13 protein-coding genes and 3 pseudogenes are annotated in these 16,491 nt (G+C 65.9%); 9 read left to right on the forward strand and 7 right to left on the reverse strand.

Going from position 1 to position 16,491, the window contains the following annotated elements:
• Window positions 1-446, reverse strand: a pseudogene (locus tag ACT89H_RS28895) (hypothetical protein); the annotation flags it as partial.
• A gap of 319 nt (window positions 447-765) precedes the next feature.
• On the opposite strand from ACT89H_RS28895, the gene ACT89H_RS28900 reads away from it, so the two are divergent.
• On the forward strand, window positions 766-1,221 hold the full coding sequence (locus ACT89H_RS28900; protein WP_445111832.1) for a VOC family protein: 456 nt from the start codon (window positions 766-768) through the stop codon (window positions 1,219-1,221).
• 77 nt (window positions 1,222-1,298) lie between these two features.
• On the opposite strand, the gene narI is transcribed toward ACT89H_RS28900, so the two are convergent.
• The 5 genes and pseudogenes from narI to ACT89H_RS28925 all read right to left on the reverse strand — a co-directional run.
• Window positions 1,299-2,057: a respiratory nitrate reductase subunit gamma gene (gene narI / locus ACT89H_RS28905; RefSeq protein WP_445111833.1), complete on the reverse strand. Its 759-nt coding sequence runs from the start codon at window positions 2,055-2,057 to the stop codon at window positions 1,299-1,301.
• Entirely contained in the window at window positions 2,054-2,734 is a 681-nt protein-coding gene (gene narJ / locus ACT89H_RS28910) for a nitrate reductase molybdenum cofactor assembly chaperone (RefSeq protein WP_445111834.1), read from the reverse strand. The genes narI and narJ overlap by 4 nt, the downstream gene beginning before the upstream one ends.
• On the reverse strand, window positions 2,731-4,488 hold the full coding sequence (narH, locus tag ACT89H_RS28915) for a nitrate reductase subunit beta (protein WP_445111844.1): 1,758 nt from the start codon (window positions 4,486-4,488) through the stop codon (window positions 2,731-2,733). The genes narJ and narH overlap by 4 nt, the downstream gene beginning before the upstream one ends.
• 59 nt (window positions 4,489-4,547) lie before the next feature.
• Complete coding sequence (locus ACT89H_RS28920; protein WP_445111835.1) at window positions 4,548-8,258, reverse strand: nitrate reductase subunit alpha; 3,711 nt, start codon at window positions 8,256-8,258, stop codon at window positions 4,548-4,550.
• A 954-nt stretch (window positions 8,259-9,212) separates the two neighbouring features.
• Window positions 9,213-9,743 (reverse strand): annotated as a pseudogene (locus ACT89H_RS28925) (PDDEXK family nuclease); the annotation flags it as partial.
• A gap of 265 nt (window positions 9,744-10,008) precedes the next feature.
• Here ACT89H_RS28925 and ACT89H_RS28930 point away from each other — a divergent pair.
• Together ACT89H_RS28930 and ACT89H_RS28935 are read left to right on the forward strand one after the other, a co-directional pair.
• Window positions 10,009-11,403, forward strand: a complete 1,395-nt coding sequence (locus tag ACT89H_RS28930) for a plasmid pRiA4b ORF-3 family protein (protein ID WP_445111836.1) — start codon at window positions 10,009-10,011, stop codon at window positions 11,401-11,403.
• A 215-nt stretch (window positions 11,404-11,618) separates the two neighbouring features.
• On the forward strand, window positions 11,619-12,527 hold the full coding sequence (locus ACT89H_RS28935; protein ID WP_445111837.1) for an ABC-three component system protein: 909 nt from the start codon (window positions 11,619-11,621) through the stop codon (window positions 12,525-12,527).
• A gap of 121 nt (window positions 12,528-12,648) precedes the next feature.
• On the opposite strand, the gene ACT89H_RS28940 is transcribed toward ACT89H_RS28935, so the two are convergent.
• Window positions 12,649-12,840 carry a hypothetical protein gene (locus ACT89H_RS28940; protein ID WP_445111838.1) on the reverse strand — a complete coding sequence of 64 codons (192 nt, stop codon included), beginning with the start codon at window positions 12,838-12,840 and terminating at the stop codon, window positions 12,649-12,651.
• 362 nt (window positions 12,841-13,202) lie between these two features.
• Here ACT89H_RS28940 and ACT89H_RS28945 point away from each other — a divergent pair, with 362 nt between their 5' ends.
• The 6 genes and pseudogenes from ACT89H_RS28945 to argS (ACT89H_RS28970) form a co-directional block, all read left to right on the forward strand.
• Window positions 13,203-13,532, forward strand: a complete 330-nt coding sequence (locus ACT89H_RS28945) for a type VII secretion target (protein ID WP_445111839.1) — start codon at window positions 13,203-13,205, stop codon at window positions 13,530-13,532.
• The gene (locus ACT89H_RS28950) at window positions 13,532-14,257 is read left to right on the forward strand and encodes a WXG100 family type VII secretion target (RefSeq protein WP_445111840.1); all 726 of its coding nucleotides are present in this window, start codon (window positions 13,532-13,534) and stop codon (window positions 14,255-14,257) included. Before ACT89H_RS28945 ends, ACT89H_RS28950 begins: the two co-directional genes overlap by 1 nt.
• Window positions 14,258-14,746 carry a hypothetical protein gene (locus ACT89H_RS28955; RefSeq protein WP_445111841.1) on the forward strand — a complete coding sequence of 163 codons (489 nt, stop codon included), beginning with the start codon at window positions 14,258-14,260 and terminating at the stop codon, window positions 14,744-14,746.
• The gene (locus tag ACT89H_RS28960) at window positions 14,734-15,318 is read left to right on the forward strand and encodes a hypothetical protein (protein ID WP_445111842.1); all 585 of its coding nucleotides are present in this window, start codon (window positions 14,734-14,736) and stop codon (window positions 15,316-15,318) included. Before ACT89H_RS28955 ends, ACT89H_RS28960 begins: the two co-directional genes overlap by 13 nt.
• Before the next feature lie 7 nt (window positions 15,319-15,325).
• Window positions 15,326-15,610, forward strand: a pseudogene (gene argS / locus ACT89H_RS28965) (arginine--tRNA ligase domain-containing protein); the annotation flags it as partial.
• Window positions 15,611-15,638: 28 nt separating this feature from the next.
• The coding region (gene argS / locus ACT89H_RS28970) for an arginine--tRNA ligase domain-containing protein (RefSeq protein WP_445111843.1) at window positions 15,639-16,491 on the forward strand (853 nt) is incomplete at its 3' end.

A 16,491-nucleotide genomic window follows, 5' to 3' on the forward strand; every position in this document is an offset into this window, starting at 1 on the left:
TCTTCGTACTCGGCCTCGGGTTCTTGCTCCTCGTCTTCGTACTCGGCCTCGGGTTCTTGCTCCTGGTCCTCGTACTCGGCCTCGGGCGCCCGCTCTTCGTCCTCCTCGAAATCCGCCGCCTGCGAGCCACGGCGATCCTCGCCCGCCAGGAGCGTCGTCCCCCGCTGCAACCGGTCGCTGAGCGCATCGATGCGGTTGCTGGCCGCGGTGACCGCGGCCGCGCGCGCCGCGCCGACCAACTCGTCACGCACGGTGTCGGTGATCCGGGTCAACTCCGGTGTCGATTTCAGCAGCTCCGTGCCGCGCTCGAGCAGTTCGGCGGGCGCTCCCGTGGATCGCCTCGCCAGCACGGCGCCTGCCAGCGTCATCGCGAAACGCATTTTCTTCGTGCGGCCGAGCAGGTACCCCAGACCCACCCCTAACGCGATTTTTGCTCCACCTTTCATTACTCACTCCTTGCTCGCCTCGGCCGCCACCGCCCTGCGAAGCCGGGGCGCCGAGACTTGATGTCCCCAGAAGTGGGGTAGACCACATCATGGTGGTCAAACATCAGCGTATGCCTGGTTACCGTCGAGATCGATGGATTCTGCCTGCGAAAAGGGGGAACGACCTGGGGTTGTAGCGGTTATTCAGTGACCACCTGGCGGACTGCGGTGAAACGCGGCCGAAAAAAATTTCGGGAATTCTCGCGAACTATGTCGAAGGGGGGCGGACGGCTCCGACCAGTAGGTGACAGCAGGTCACGCCACAGCACAGGAGCACATCATGTCCGTCAACACCTTCTTCTGGTTCGACAACACCGCCGAGGACGCCGCCGCCTTGTACGCATCGGTGATCCCGAACTCGCGAGTGGTCGACGTCTCGCGCAACTCCGACGGCTCCGCGTTCATCGTCTCGCTGGACCTGGATGGTCAGGCGGTCACGCTCATGAACGGCGGTCCGGACCATCCGCTCACCGACGCCGCGTCGCTGCAGGTGGTCGTGGACACCCAGGCGGAGGTCGACCGACTGTGGGACGCGCTCACCGCGGACGGCGGCGAGCCCGGCCCCTGCGGCTGGCTGAAGGACCGCTACGGCCTGTCCTGGCAGGTAGTGCCCTCGGCGCTGCCGAAGCTGATGAGCGGTGACGATCCCGCCAAGACCATCGCCGTCGGCACCGCCCTGCGGTCGATGTCCAAACTCGATCTCGCGGTTCTCCAGGACGCCTACGACAACGCCTGATCGGGCCGACCCGCGGCGAACGCCGAAGACCTCGCCCGGACGCCGCTGTCCGGGCGAGGTCTCGCGCGACGGCGTGGTCAGCGCCAGCGTTCGGGCGTCACGGGCGCGTCCCACGCGCGGGCGTAACGGCGCTTGTCCGGTCCGTTGTATTCCTTGCTGCGGTAGACCACATACGGCCGCACCAGGTAGCCGACCGGCGCACTGAACATGTGCACGAGCCGGGTATACGGCCACAGCCCGATCAGGACGAGCACGACCAGCCCGTGCAGTTGGAAGGTCCACGGGGTATCCACCATGAGCTCGGGTTGCGGGCTGAGGGTGAACAGACCGCGGAACCAGGGTGACACCGTCTCGCGGTAGTTGTAGGTGCCCCACAGCAGGTTGCTGCCCCAGGTGTTGAGCAGGCCGGTGACCAATGCCGCGGCCAGCAGCCCGTACATCAGCTTGTCGTTGCCCGTGGTCGCCTTGCGCACGGCGGGAACGGTGACACGGCGGTAGAGCAGGATACCGACGCCGGCCAGCACGGCCAGGCCCGCCACCGAGCCCGCCCCGACGGCGACCAGGTGATAGACCTGCTCGGAGATGCCGACGGCGGAGGTCCACGACTCCGGGATGAGCACTCCGACCACGTGCCCGCCGAACACTCCGAGCATGCCGAAGTGGAACAGCGGACTGCCCAGCCGCAGCAGGCGGCTCTCGTAGATCTGCGAAGATCGGGTGGTCCAGCCGAACTGGTCGTTGCGGTACCGCCACAGGTGCCCGAGCACGAACGACGTGAACGCGACGTACGGCAGGATCAGCCACAGCGAGACCGGCAGATGCGGGGAAGCGTTCATCGTCGGCCTTCCGATCCGTCGAACAGGGCGGGGTCCATCGCGAAGGGTTCCAGCCCGACTTCCTCTTCGGGCGGGCCCTGGGCGGCGAGTTCGGCGATGCGCCTGCGGTCGGCGGTGGTCGGCGGCGGCAGCGTGGCCCCGATCGCCGCGAGCACTCCCGCATAGGGAGAGTCGTTGTCCGATAGCGAGAGTCGCAGCAGCTCCAGCACCGGAACGTGCTCGCCGAGCAGCCGTTCGCCCCCGATCGGATCGACGGTGGCGGCGAACTCCAGCAGCACCGGCAGGTGATCGGGCAGTTCCTCGTCCCCGAGTTCCACCCCGGCGTGCCGGTAGGCGTGCTTGAACCGCAACAGCGCCATCCCGCGCTTGCGGGTGTCGCCGTAGGCGTAGAAGGTCAGATGCAGGCTGGCGCGGCGGCGCAGGTCGAACGTCGCGACGTAGGCGGCCGCGAGTTCCAGCGGCGGGGTGGTCCGCAAATAGTCGAGGCAGGCGCTCAGGTGCGCGCGTACCTCGTCGGGCAAACCGGCTGCTGCGCTGTTCAATTGGTCGATCATGGCCAATGTCTGCTGGGTCGGGTAATCCAGCAGCAGCGCGGCGATCCGCCACACCAGCTGGCGGTCGCGCTGGGCGAGTTCGACTACCGCTTCCGGGCGGCGGCGCAGCTTCAGCAGGCTCATCGCGCCGCTCCGCTGGGCGCGGAAGCCGGATCACCGGAGGCGGCGTCGCTCGACGCGTGCTCGTTACTCGGACCGTTCCCGTTGCCCGCACCGCTCGCGTGCGGGTTGCTCGCGCCGGTGGCGTGCCCGTTGCCGTTGCCGTTGCCGTTGCCGTGCGCGTTCGCGGCGCCATTGCCCGGCACCAGACCCTCGGTGCTCCTGCCGTCCCAGTTCAGCAGGTTGATCCGGGACGACTTCTGCTCCGGCGCCGCGCCGTTGGCGTCGGTGAGGTGGAACTTCTCCACCATCTGGTCGAACGCCGTCATGCCGGGACCGCCGTCGGTGTCCAAGCTGCACCCGGTGGCGAGCGAATCCAGTTCGTGCGCACGCGCTCCCGCGCCGGTCGGGATGACGTAGCGGTGCTCGTACTTGGCGATGGCCAGCAGCCGGTACATCGACTCGATCTCCTCCGGTTCCAGCCGCACCGACGGCGCGATCGAGGGATCGGGCTCCTCGCCGAGGTTCACCGACCGCATGAACGAGCGCATGGCGGCCAGGCGTTGCAGGGCGGCGCGCACCGGTCCCACATCACCCGCGGTGAACAGCTCGGCCAGGTACTCCACCGGGATGCGCAGCGCGTCGATGGCGCCGAACAGGTTCGACACGTTCTCGCCGTCGTGCCCGGTCTCGCTGAGCACATCCACCACCGGCGACAGCGGCGGCACGTACCAGACCATCGGCATGGTGCGGTACTCCGGATGCAGCGGTAGCGCGATCTGGTAGTCCACGATCAGCCGGTAGACCGGCGAATCCTGCGCCGCCTGAAGCCATTCCGGCGAGATACCGGCTCGCTCCGCCTCCGCGATCACCCTCGGGTCGTGCGGATTGAGGAACACTCCGAGCTGCGCGGGGTAGAGATCCTTGTCGTCGGTGACGGACGCCGCCTCGAGCACCGCGTCGGCGTCGTAGAGCATGACGCCGATGTAGCGCAGCCGCCCGACGCAGGTCTCCGAGCACACCGTCGGAATGCCGACCTCCACGCGCGGGTAGCAGAAGGTGCACTTCTCCGCCTTACCCGTCTTGTGGTTGAAGTAGATCTTCTTGTACGGGCAGCCCGACACGCACTGCCGCCAGCCGCGGCACTTGTCCTGGTCGACCAGCACGATGCCGTCCTCGGCGCGCTTGTAGATCGCGCCGGACGGGCAGGACGCCGCGCAGGAGGGGTTCAGGCAGTGCTCGCAGATGCGCGGCAGGTAGAACATGAAGGTCTCTTCGAACTCCAGTTTCACCTGCTGCGAGAGTTTCGCCAGCAGCGGGTCCCGGCCGACCTGCTCGGGGCCGGAGCCGAGGTCGTCGTCCCAGTTCGCGCCCCAGGTGACCTGCGTGTCCTCGCCCGTGATCAGCGATTTGGGCCGCGCGACCGGCGTGGTGTCGACCGGCGGCGAGGACAGCAGGTTGTCGTAGTCATAGCTCCACGGCTCGTAGTAGTCCTCGACCGTGGGCAGATCCGGGTTGGCGAAGATGTTCAGCAGCCGCTTCAGCCGGGACCCGGACTTCAGCGTGAGCTTGCCGCGCTTGTTCAGCGTCCAGCCGCCCTTCCACTTCTCCTGATCCTGATACTGCCGCGGGTAGCCCTGTCCCGGACGGGTTTCCACGTTGTTGAACCAGACGTACTCGGTACCGCCGCGATTGGTCCACGCCTGCTTACAGGTGACCGAGCAGGTGTGGCAGCCGATGCACTTGTCCAGGTTCATCACCATGGCCAGCTGTGCCATGACGCGCATGTCAGTACCGCTTTCTCGCGTCGGTGGATGGTGCCCGCGTGCCGCCCATGTCAGTACTTCACTTCCTGCGAGCGCCTGCGAATCGTGGTCACCTCGTCGCGCTGATTTCCGGTGGGGCCGTGATAGTTCAGCGCGAAGGACTGCTGCGCGTAGCCGCCGATGAGATGCGAGGGCTTGATCATGATGCGGGTGAGCGCGTTGTGAATGCCGCCGCGCTTGCCCCGGCCCTTGGTGTCCTCGCCGAGGCCTTCGATGCGCGGCACGTCCACCGCGCGGTCCTGGGCGTGATACATGAACACCGTGCCTTCCGGCATCCGGTGGCTGACGATGGCGCGGGCGACCACGATGCCGTTGCGGTTGATCGCCTCGATCCAGTCGTTGTCGGCCACGCCGATCTTCGCCGCGTCGCGATCGGACATCCAGATCGTCTGCCCGCCGCGCGAGAGCGTCAGCATGTGCAGGTTGTCCTGGTAAGCGGAGTGGATCGACCACTTCGAGTGCGGCGTCAGATAGCGCACCGTGACGCCCTTCGCACCGACCTCGCCGATCGAGGGCTCGCGGAACAGCGCGGTCATGTCCAGCGGCGGCCGGAAGATCGGCAGCTGCTCGCCGAGTTCGATCATCCAGTCGTGATCGAGGTAGAAGTGCTGCCGCCCGGTGAGCGTGTGCCAGGGCTTGAGCCGCTCGGTGTTGATGGTGAACGGCGAGTACCGGCGTCCGCCGGTCTCGCTGCCCGACCATTCCGGCGAGGTGATCACCGGCACCGGACGCGCTTGGGTGTCGGCGAAAGTGATCCGCTTGCCCTCGTGCTCGGCGGCCAGATCGGCGAGTTTCGTTCCGGTGCGGCGTTCCAGCGCGTGGAAACCCTCCACCGCGAGCCTGCCGTTGGTGGTGCCCGACAGCGCGAGGATCGCCTCGGCCGCATGCGTGTCCTTGGCCAGCGACGGGCGGCCCCGCGCGATGCCGGACACCACCGTGCCGTTCACTCCGGCCAGGTACTCGACCTCCTGGTCGGGGTAGGTGGTGACGCCCTTCGTGGTGACACCGAGCGTGTCGACCAGCGGCCCGAGCGCGGCCATCTTCTCCGCGACCTTCGGGTAGTCGCGTTCGACCACGACCAGTTTCGGCATGGTCTTGCCCGGAATCGGTTCGCACTCACCGGCTTTCCAGTCCAGCACGCGCCCGCCCGCCTGCGCTGTCGCGTCCGGCGAGTCGTGCTGCAACGGCACCGCGACGATGTCCTTGCGCTTGCCCAGATGCTTCTCGGCCATCCAGGAGAAGCCGCGGGCGATCCGGTGGAAGGCGTCGAAGTCGGTCTTGGCTTCCCAGGGCGGCGAGATGGCCGGGGAGAAGGCGTGCACGAACGGGTGCATGTCGGTGGAAGACAGGTCGTGCTTCTCGTACCAGGTGGCGGCGGGCAGCACGATGTCGGAGAACAGCGTGGTGCTGGTCATCCGGAAGTCCAGCGACAGCAGCAGATCCAGCTTGCCGGTGGCGGCGGTCTCGCGCCAGTTCAGCTCCTGCGGCCGCACGCCGGTGGCTTCCGTGGCCTGCAGGTTGGAGTCGGCGCCGAGCAGGTGGCGCTGGAAGTACTCGTTGCCTTTGCCGGAGGAGCCGAGCAGGTTCGCCCGCCACACGGTCAGGCAGCGTGGGAAGTTCTCCGGCGCGTCCGGGTCCTCGCAGGCGAATTTCAGGTCGCCGGACTTCAGTCCGTCCACCACGTGCTCCGGCGCGGTCTTGCCCGCGGCCTCGGCCTCGTCCACCAGGTCGAGCGGATTGCGGTCGAACGTCGGGTAGCTCGGCATCCAGCCCAGCCTGCTCGCCAGCGCGATATTGTCGGCGGCCGTGCGTCCGGCGAACGTGCCCGTGCCCAGCGGCGAGGCGAACGACTCGGCGGTGAACGGGTCGTAGCGCCACTGGTCGTTGGTCAGGTACCAGAACACGGTGCCCTGCATCTGCCGCGGCGGGCGCTGCCAGTCCAGGCCGAATGCCAGCGTGGACCAGCCGGTGACCGGGCGGCATTTCTCCTGCCCGACGTAATGCGCCCAGCCGCCGCCGTTCACGCCCTGGCAGCCGGTCAGCAGCGTGAGGGTGAAGAACGCGCGGTAGATCTGGTCGGAGTGGAACCAGTGGTTGGTGCCCGCGCCCATCAGGATCATCGAGCGGCCGCCGGAACGGTCGGCGTTGTCGGCGAACTCCCGTGCGATGCGCTGGGCCTGCACGGCGGGCACGCCGGTGATGGCTTCCTGCCAGGCCGGGGTGTAGGGCTCGGCCGCGTCGTCGTAGCCGCTGGGCCAGGTGCCGGGCAGTCCGTCGCGGCCGACGCCGTACTGGGCCAGCAGCAGATCGAAGACCGTCGTGACCCGCTTGCCCGCGACCGTCGTGGTCGGCACACCGCGGACGAGCACGCCGGGAACGTCGCTGTCGAAGCGGGGAATCCGTACGGCCGCAGCATCGTCGGTGCGGCCGTACAGACTCAGGAGGGGATCGACGTCCCCGAGATCGAGGTTCCAGCGCCCGGTTCCCGCTTCGCCGAACCGATGACCGAGCGACCCGTTCGGCACCACCGGCTGCGCCCGCTCGTCCAGCAGCACCGTCTGGAAATCCACGCCCTCGCCGGTGCGGCCCAGGTCGGCGGCAGTGAGGAACTTGCCGGGCAGGTACGCGCCGTCGCGCTCCTCCAGCGTGATCAGGTACGGCAGGTCGGTGTAGCGCTTGATGTAATCGAGGAATCGCGGCGTCGACTTCTCGACGAAGAATTCCTTCAGCACCACGTGGCCCATCGCCATGGCCAGCGCGGCGTCGGTGCCGGGACGCGCGGGCACCCACTCGTCGGCGAACTTGGTGTTGTCGGCGTAATCAGGGGAGACCACGACCACCTTCTGGCCCCGGTAGCGGGCCTCGGTCATGTAGTGCGCGTCCGGCGTCCGGGTGACCGGCACGTTGGAGCCCCACATGATCAGGTAGCCCGCGTCGAACCAGTCCGCGGACTCCGGCACGTCGGTCTGGTCGCCGAACACCTGCGGCGAGGCCACCGGCAGGTCGGCGTACCAGTCGTAGAACGACAGCATGGAGCCGCCGAGCAGCGAGATGAAGCGGGCGCCGACGGCGTGGCTGACCATCGACATGGCCGGGATCGGCGAGAACCCGGCCACCCGGTCCGGGCCGTACTGCTTGATCGTGTACACGTGTGCGGCAGCGGCGATCTCGGCCGCCTCCCACCATTCGGCGCGGACGAATCCGCCCTTGCCGCGCGCGGCCTTGTAGCTGCGCGCCTTCTCGGCGTCTTCGACGATCTCGCCCCAGGCCAGCACCGGGTCCTTGAGCCGGGACTTGGCGTCCCGGTACAACTCCAGCAACGTGCCGCGCACGTACGGGTAGCGCACCCGGGCGGGCGAATAGGTGTACCAGGAGAACGACGCGCCGCGCGGGCAGCCGCGCGGCTCGTACTCCGGCTTGTCCGAGCCCACCGAAGGGTAGTCGGTCTGCTGCGACTCCCAGGTGATCACGCCGTCTTTGACGTAGATCTTCCACGAGCAGGACCCGGTGCAGTTCACGCCGTGCGTGGAGCGCACCACCTTGTCGTGCGACCAGCGATCCCGATAGAACTCGTCGGCGCTGCGCCCGCCGACCTTGTGCAGCGTCCGCTGATCGGCCGATATCTCGCCCCGGTGGAAGTATTTCCCCAGCCGCAGGAGCGCGTCCCCGGCGTCGGTGGCCGGGGCGGAGGGTACGCGACCCTGGCTACGTGAATTAACCACGACGTCCCCTTCGAGCTGTGCGATCGGGTTGATGCTCCGACTGTAAAGAGGGCGCCGCGCGGGTCCAAACGTTTCACTCACAGCCCTCCGCGGCCCAGGGTGAGCTGTGAGGCGGCCGCAACGTGATGGTCACTGTGCGCTCGCGGCGTATGGACGCCGACCGCGGCGCGACCTGGGCCGATACCCGGCGACGGGCAGAAATACGGTCCTGGACGGGGGTTTTGGATCGGATTCGTGAAACTTTGGAAACCGCTGGTTCTCTGTTCCTTTACATTTGTTAACACAGTTGTGGGGGCCGTGCGGGGCGGTCTCCGGGCGTCGGCACAGCCGGTGGCGGCGACCTTGCGTGACGGGTTGTCGCCGGAAACAAGGAGCTTGCTGATCGGTTGCTATCCGAGGCTCCGCTGCCGGGCGACTCAGTCGGATCAGGGCGCGGAGCGTGGAGCGCTTCGCCGGCAGGACCGGGTCCGTGGGCGGCCCGTCATCGCGGAGGGTTTCGCTGGTTGTACCGGCACGATGCTCGCCGTGCAGGCATTACGCTGATCGGTGTGACCGAGGCATACGACTGGTCGTGGATGCGTACCGTCATCCCTGTCATCGACATGGCGATGTATCTTGCGATGCCGATCGACTTGGCTCGGACGATCGAGGTCAAAGACGGCATGCTGGTGCATTGCGAATCGCCCTCACCCAACCACGTCTCGATTACCCACAATCTCCAGCGAGCGCTGCGTGACGCGGTGCGCGATCGACCATCGCAGGCACCGTGCCTGCGGGCCCGAGGGGTCACGGTCCCGGCGCAGCGATATCGGTCATCGACCCACTCGAATTCGAAATCACCTGGGAACAATTGGATCTCGACATCGAGTAGCGCCCCGGTGTGGGTCAGGACACGACGTCTGTTCCGGCCGGCAGTTCTACCGTGGCTGGAATCGTTACCGGCGTGGCGGGCGAGAGGTCGGCCAGCGATTTCCGTTCGCCCGGCGCCACCAATCGACCGTCGGTGACGATCCCGTAGTCCCCGGCGGGCAAGTGCCCGCCGACTCGTCGTCACCTGCTGGCGCGCGAACTTGTAGGGATACTGCTCCCGCGAGTCGACCACGATGTCCAGGTCGGCCACCCCGGCGGCCTTCGCGATAGGGGTGCGCACACTCGGCCGAGCCTTCTTCCGGACCCGCGCGGTCTGCCAGAACACCGCATCGCGTCCGCGCGCCCGCGCGTACACGATCTGCGAGCGGTTCTCCCGGCCACGATCGAGCACAAGATCGATAGCGGCGCCGCGTCGCACACAGGACCGCACCGCGACCCGTTCGACGAGCTCCGGCGCATCGGGCCACTCGTCGGCTCCCACGGGGTAGCAGTACAGCGCGTTGGTGCGCGGCCAGGTCCCCATGTGCGAAATACCAGCCCACCCGGCAAGGGCAGGCGCAGAAGATGCGGCAACCGGGATTGCGCGTCCGGGTTGCGCGCGATCAGCATCTCCATCGGATGGCATTGTGTTACCTGCATGCTGTTCTGAAACGGGTGGGGTGCTGGCCCGGCTGTTGCGCCGGCGGGCAGCGCAGCACACGCACACACCACCTTGTCGGAAGGAATCCGAGGCAGGATCCCAGCTCGAGGGACCGCAGTAGTCTGATGGCCGTGACGGGACTCCGGTTCTATGCCAGGCGGCGACCCTGCATCGCAGGCAGATGCTGTGATCGCTGTCCCCTTTTCGCCGCGTCCGGACGATTCTGCCGACCTGGAGGCCGTGCCTTCGCGGCGACGTCCGCGCCGTACCGAGGTGGTGACCTTCCAGGTGCGGATCGACTTGCGCTACACCTCGCCTCCAGTGTGGCGGCGGCTCGAGCTGGCCTCGGATCTGTTTCTCGACGAATTGCACGACATAGTGCGGAGTTCATTCGCCTGGGATGACAGCCACTTGCATCAGTTCGGCAGCGGGCGTGAATATTACGGCGCCGGGACCGAGTACTACCTGTGCCCGCAGCAGGTCGCATTCGGGGAACAGGGCGTCCCCGAGGATCAGGTCCGGCTCGACGAGGTACTCACCGAGATCGGTGAGGTGCTGTTCTGCTGCTACGACTTCGGCGACGACTGGCAGCACCTCGTGAAATTGGAGAAAGTACTGCCGCGCACTGCCGAGACGTTGCGCGCGCGATGCACTGCCGGGCGCCGGCGCGCACCTGTCGATGACTGCGGCGGCGTGCCCGGATTCGAACTGCTCGACGCGGCGACCGATCCCGCGCACAAAGACCACGCCCTCGCTCGTGCCGAGTTCGCCGACCGCTTCGGCAACGACAGCGATCCCGATGATTGGTCGCCGGTCGCGTTCGACATCGACGAAATAAACGCCGAGCTGGCTGATTTCGGGGTCGGCACCAGCAGTCGCGATACTCCGGCACCGGAATCGCCAGGCTTCGGGCGAGTGCCGGGCGTACTCGTCGACGCTCTGCGCTACTTACCCAACCCTCAGCAGCGAGAGCTCCGGCTGCTACTCGTCAAGGCCGGATTGGACGGCCCGGTCGAGGTCGATATCGACACCGCCACCGCCCTGGTTCACCCCTTCCGTGTCTTGCTCGACCATGTCGGGCCGGACGGCGTGAAGCTGACTGCGGCAGGGAATATGCCGCCGGCGGTGGTCGCGGCGATCTTCGCCGACCTCGGTCTCGCCGAGCGCTGGATCGGCAAGGGTAACCGGGAAGATCTCACCCCGCATGTTGCTGACCTGCGGCAATCCGCGCAACGGCTGGGGTTGCTCCGCAAGCATCAGGGCCGCCTGATCTCGACCACAGCAGCCCGTCGCCTGCACGACGATCCAGTGGCGTTGTGGTTCCACATCGCCGAACGGTTCAGCTCGCTCAGCAAAGGCAGCCCCCAGAAGGAAGCCGCGGCGGTGTTCCTCCTCGCCATCGCCGCGGGCCGAGCGGAGCAAGCCACCCAGATCGCGGCAGACTGCGTGACCGCGCTCGGCTGGCAAGATTCGGCAGGCCGGATGGCGGGCGGGCACACCGCATGGCTCATACGACCCGTCATCGATGTGCTGGTGATGGGCGGGTTGCTGCGGGAAGAGTTGGGGGTTGTCCGTAGCGCCGGGCCGAACGCCGCCGCGTTCGCGCGGGCGGTGCTGGCCGCGATGGCGGGTTGAGTCCGACCAATGGAGTAGATGGCAGCACTCTGCTGGCCGGGCCTCGGCCGCGGTGCTGGAGCGGTAAGTGCATCTTTCGCAATTATGTTGTTACGCTGACGGGTCGATCGACGCTCGGCGAAAGCGCTCGCTGAGATGCTACGCACCCGATGCTTGGGCGAAGCTGTTGATAGCGCCGAGCGTTGATTCGCCGAGCATCGTGCGATCAGCGGAATTTGGACCATCTGCACCGTGCGGTCGAGGAGACGGTCGACCCCGAGGTCCGGTATCTGGAACAAGTCTACGATCAACTGGGAGTCGCTCTACCGGGACAGGCGCTGCGACGGTTCGAAGAGGTGAAGGAATTCCACGCCGCTGTCGTAAGGAATCGACGCACCTATTTGAAAGACGAGATCGAGGCGACCTTGGAAAATCTCGATCGCCGGAGAAAGGAACGCATTCGTCTCGACGAGGAGCAGAGCCGCGTCCTCGGTGAGCTGAGCGAAGGCGGGGCTTTGGAAGCTCTCACGACACTTCAGAAAGCATTGGCCCAAGAGGAAGCTAAAATCGGGGCACTTCAGCATCGGCTGGAGGCCGCCCAAACCGTCGAGGCGAGCAGTAGAGAGTTGGATGCTGCGCGAGTCGAACTGACCCGCGCGGTAACCCTGGATCTAGACGAACGTCAACCGCAGATCGACGAGGCCACGCGGCTCTTCCACAAATTGGTCAGCAAGCTCTATGGAGACGACAGGCCGGCATATCTGGCCGTTCAGGCAGGTGCGAGCAGTCTGAAGATCACCCCCAAGATAATGAGCGATGCCAGCCAGGGTATCAACAAGATGTCTATATTTTGTTTCGACCTCACGATGGCCGTGTTAGCTCACCGCGGCGGTCGCGGCCCGGATTTCCTGGTACACGACAGCCATATTTTTGACGGTGTGGACGACCGTCAACTCACCCGCGCGCTAGAGGCTGCGGTCGAACTTTGTCAGGAAGAGAATTTGCAATACATTGTCACCATCAACGAAGACGACCTCTCGAAAGCGGAACGTCTTGGATTCATTCCTGGCCCTTTCATTATCGAGCCGAGATTGACAGACAGGTCGCAGGACGGAGGGCTCTTCGGGTTCCGGTTCGACCAGTAGACATGCCGGAGACGACGAGCGAGCCGAGTTGGAGTACGACAGGCGCAGATGGATTGCGCTCGGATCGGATTGACGCGTCGAGTACAGGAGCTGGCTCGTGACGGCGCTCATCTAATCTGCATCACAGCCCTTCAGGCTGGCAGGCGACAGCGGCGACCTGCCCGGCCCGCAAGCCGCCACCGGACTCGGCGGGCACCGCCAGGATCTCGGCGTAATCCTCCTGCTGCGCCGACGCTTTCATCTCCGCTGCTCGCTGGGGCGCCAGCACCAATCCGATCAGCGATCCATCCGGAATCGGCTGCGACGCAATCATTCCCGTTCTACGGGCCGAAACCTCGCCCACCTCGAGAGGGTCGTTTCGGCGATCTCGGCGCAGATCTCGCTCATCGTTTCCCGCGTGGCCGCCAGTCGCGACAAGCGGTGCTATTCAGCTCTTGGCAACCACCACAATAGTGGCCCACGCATTTTCGCAGGTCAGCCCACCTGGTTCGCTAAACGATCAGTTTGGCTCACAGGCACCAAAGACACGCACAGTGGGTGCCGCAGATCGTCCGCAGTCGGGACGGTTGCCACGCACCGCCGCACGAGATATCGGCGAAGTTGCGCTGCGTGCGCATCTTGTGTGAGGGTGCTTCGGTGTAGAGCGGTCGGCGCACGGCCGAGAGGGGAGGTCCGATGTCGGAGATTTTCAAAGTCGATCCAGCCGAAGTGGACGCGTTCGCCGCGGCTTTGAAGACGCTGGCCGAGGCCAATGCGAATGTCGCAAACTATCTGGAAAAGTGGCTGGTCTTGGACAACACCGTGTGGGGCGACGGCGGGCTCATCCGGATCGGGCTGAGCGCCGTTGCGGAGGCGCACGACAAGCTGAAGCCCAATTACGCCACCCTCGGCGCCCTCGCCGACGCTGCGGCGACCGAATTGACCAAGGTCGCGCAGGTTTACCGGACCACCGACCACGCGCGCGCCGACGAGTTGGACCGCACGTACCCCACAGGCAGCAACTGATGACGAATACGCCGTCCGAGAACCTGGCGGAACCTTCGCTCGAGGACCCGCTCAACGACAGTTTCGAGTTCCTCATCACCTCGAACGCCATTTCGCCAACGTATTGGGCTTGTAAATGGTGCGAGAACGTCCTCGGGACAGACCCGCTGAAGTGGCTCACCACCAAGATCTCCGGTGATTGGGAGGCCTTGCAGAAGGCGGGCAAGGCGGTAGAAAACCTGGCTTCCTACAGCGCGAGTTTCTCCGAATCGGTCAAGTCCGCCGCGACGACTGTCGACGCGACGTGGGACGGTAACGCGGCGACCAGCGCTCAAGCCTATTTCACGAAGCTCTCGACAGCCATTTCCGCGCAGGTCGAGCCATTGAAGCAGATGGCGACTGAGATCAACCGCTTCGCGACGACGGCGTACCACCTCTCCACCGCCATGAGTAATGCTTTGCAGACCTTGCTGGACTGGGCTGCCATGGCGGTGATCGAATGGGCCGCGGCCGAGGTCTCCGCGCTCACCGGCGTCGGAATTTTCGCAACGGCGGCCCTGGTCGCCGCCGCCACCGCGACCACGGCGAAGGTGATCGCGCAATGGGGCATGCTGGTCGAGAAGTTCAACGCCGCGTATGTCGCACTCGAGGCCATCGCCGGGGTCGGTTTCGGCGTAGCCGCGGTGGTCGAGTCCGCCAATATGCCGAGCCTGCCCACCGCCACCTACGACCACCCTGGAGCCTGAATGAACGCGCCCGAGCCGATTCACGATCTGGCCCACGGCGATCTCGGGGCCTCACGCCAACTGTCCCGGGCGATTCGGGTGCTGATGGATACCGCCACCGATCCGCAACTGAAGGAGCAGCTGCGCGGTGTCCTCGAAGGCAAGGGCAGCGCACGCGAATTGATGCACAGCGAGGCATTCAATCGGGTGCTCGATCGTACGTTGCCCGCCGCCATGCAGCAGTTCGCGGACATGCCGGATGAGGAACGGCAACGGCTCGCCGCCCAGGGCGAAGCCGAGTTGGTGCGACTACGGTCTGACCTATTAGAGGACCAGCGGCCGGCGGACCGGCCGATGCCACCTCCCGCGGATCGGCCGGCGCCCGCCGGGAACGCCGTCATCCCGGGCACCCGCAAGCCCAACCGCGATCGCATCGTAACCCCGACTGATGACGACGACGAGGACGACGAATACTTCCGGGACCGCCAGCAGCGCGGATGGCTGCAGTGACCAGGGCGCGGGTGGTCTTCGACACTGAGATCAACCCGGATTTGACGCCGACCTTCGCGACGGCACCGACGGAACTCGTTCTCACTGAGCCGATGCCGGGGTTGTGCAGCGAGCACGGTTGCACCGCCAATGAGACCCGTTCCTTCGCAGTCAATTCCAGTGGCCCACTATCGGAGTTGCCGACACTGCGAGCCATGTTGCGCTCCATGAAACCCGGGCGGCGGGAGCCCGTCCTGGCGCGCGTTCGCTTCGACTGCCCGGCCTGCGAGTTCTGTCTGCATGAAATCCGGCGCTTTCGTCGAATCGCGCTGCTGGCACTGCTGGCGATACCGCTGACAATCGCGGCCGCACTCATCGCACGGGCGCTCGAACTCGAACCGCTCTATTTGCCTGTGGCTTTCATGAGCGTGCCCGGATGCATGCCGATCGCGTTGCTGGCGGCGATGCTCTCCTGGAGTCGCTCCCGCTATTTCGCCGATGTCTGGATGAACGAAACAGCCGACCAGCTGATCGTTTCCGCGCACCCGGATTTCGTGGCCACGGTCGAGCACAATCGGGCGGGAAATCGCTGAACGCCCCGTGAACCATTTGGGCGACTGGGGCACCCAGTTCGGGATACTCATCCAATACATCGACGAGCATCCCGAATCACCCTGGCACACAGAGGAACTCGATACCAGAACCAGCTCGGTATCGGCGCTGGACAGCCTGTACAAGGCTGCCCGCGCGCAGTTCGACGCCGATCCTTCCTTCGCCGACCGGGCGCGGAACCACGTCGTTGCCCTGCAAGCCGGTGACCCCGAAACTGTCGCACGATGGCGGGAAATCGTCGCCGAGTCCGAAAAAGCGTTCGGTGCGATCTATGACCGGCTTGGTGTCCTGCTGACACCCGATGACTACATCGGCGAGTCGTTCTACAACGACCAGTTGGCCGGACACGGTCACCGAACTTGTCGACAAGGGCGTGGCGGTCGACAGCGATGGTGCGATTGTCGTGCTGTCCGAACAGGTCAAAGGCCCCGACGATCAGCCTGCCGTGCTGATGGCCCGCAAACGCGACGGCGGCTACGGCTACGACAGCACTGACCTGGCCACCATCCGATACCGCATCACCTCCCTGCACGCCGACCGGCTGCTGTATGTCACCGACTCACGTCAGGCACTGCACTTTCAGCTGGTCTTCGAAGCGGCGCGGCGAGCAGGCTGGCTCACCGACGCGATCGGTGTCGACCATGTCGCCTATGGAACCATCCTGGGGCCGGACGGCAAACCCTTCAAAACCCGTGCTGGAGGAACGGTTCGGTTGATGGACCTGCTGGACGAAGCCGTCGCCCGTGTCCGTGCCGTTGTCGCCGAGAAGAACCCTGACCTGACTCCGGACGAACTCGACACCATCGCTGAGCAAACGGGTATCGGTGCGGTCAAGTACGCGGATCTGTCGACTTCCCGGGTCAAGGACTACAGCTTCGACCCCGGCCGGATGACCTCACTCAACGGCAACACCGGCGTCTACCTGCAGTATGCCCACGCGCGGGTGTGCTCGATCCTGCGCAAGGCCGGTGCTACGACCCAAGCTGCGGTGGACACCCGCGCTCGACTCGAGCCGGCGGAGCGAGAGTTGGCGCTCGCCCTCGATGGCTACGGGACGGTTCTCGGCGAGGTTGCCGAAGCATTGGAGCCGCACCGGCTGGCGGGCTACCTCTACGAACTTGCCCGCACTTACACGAGCTTTTATGACTCGTGCC

Source organism: Nocardia aegles (assembly GCF_052545135.1).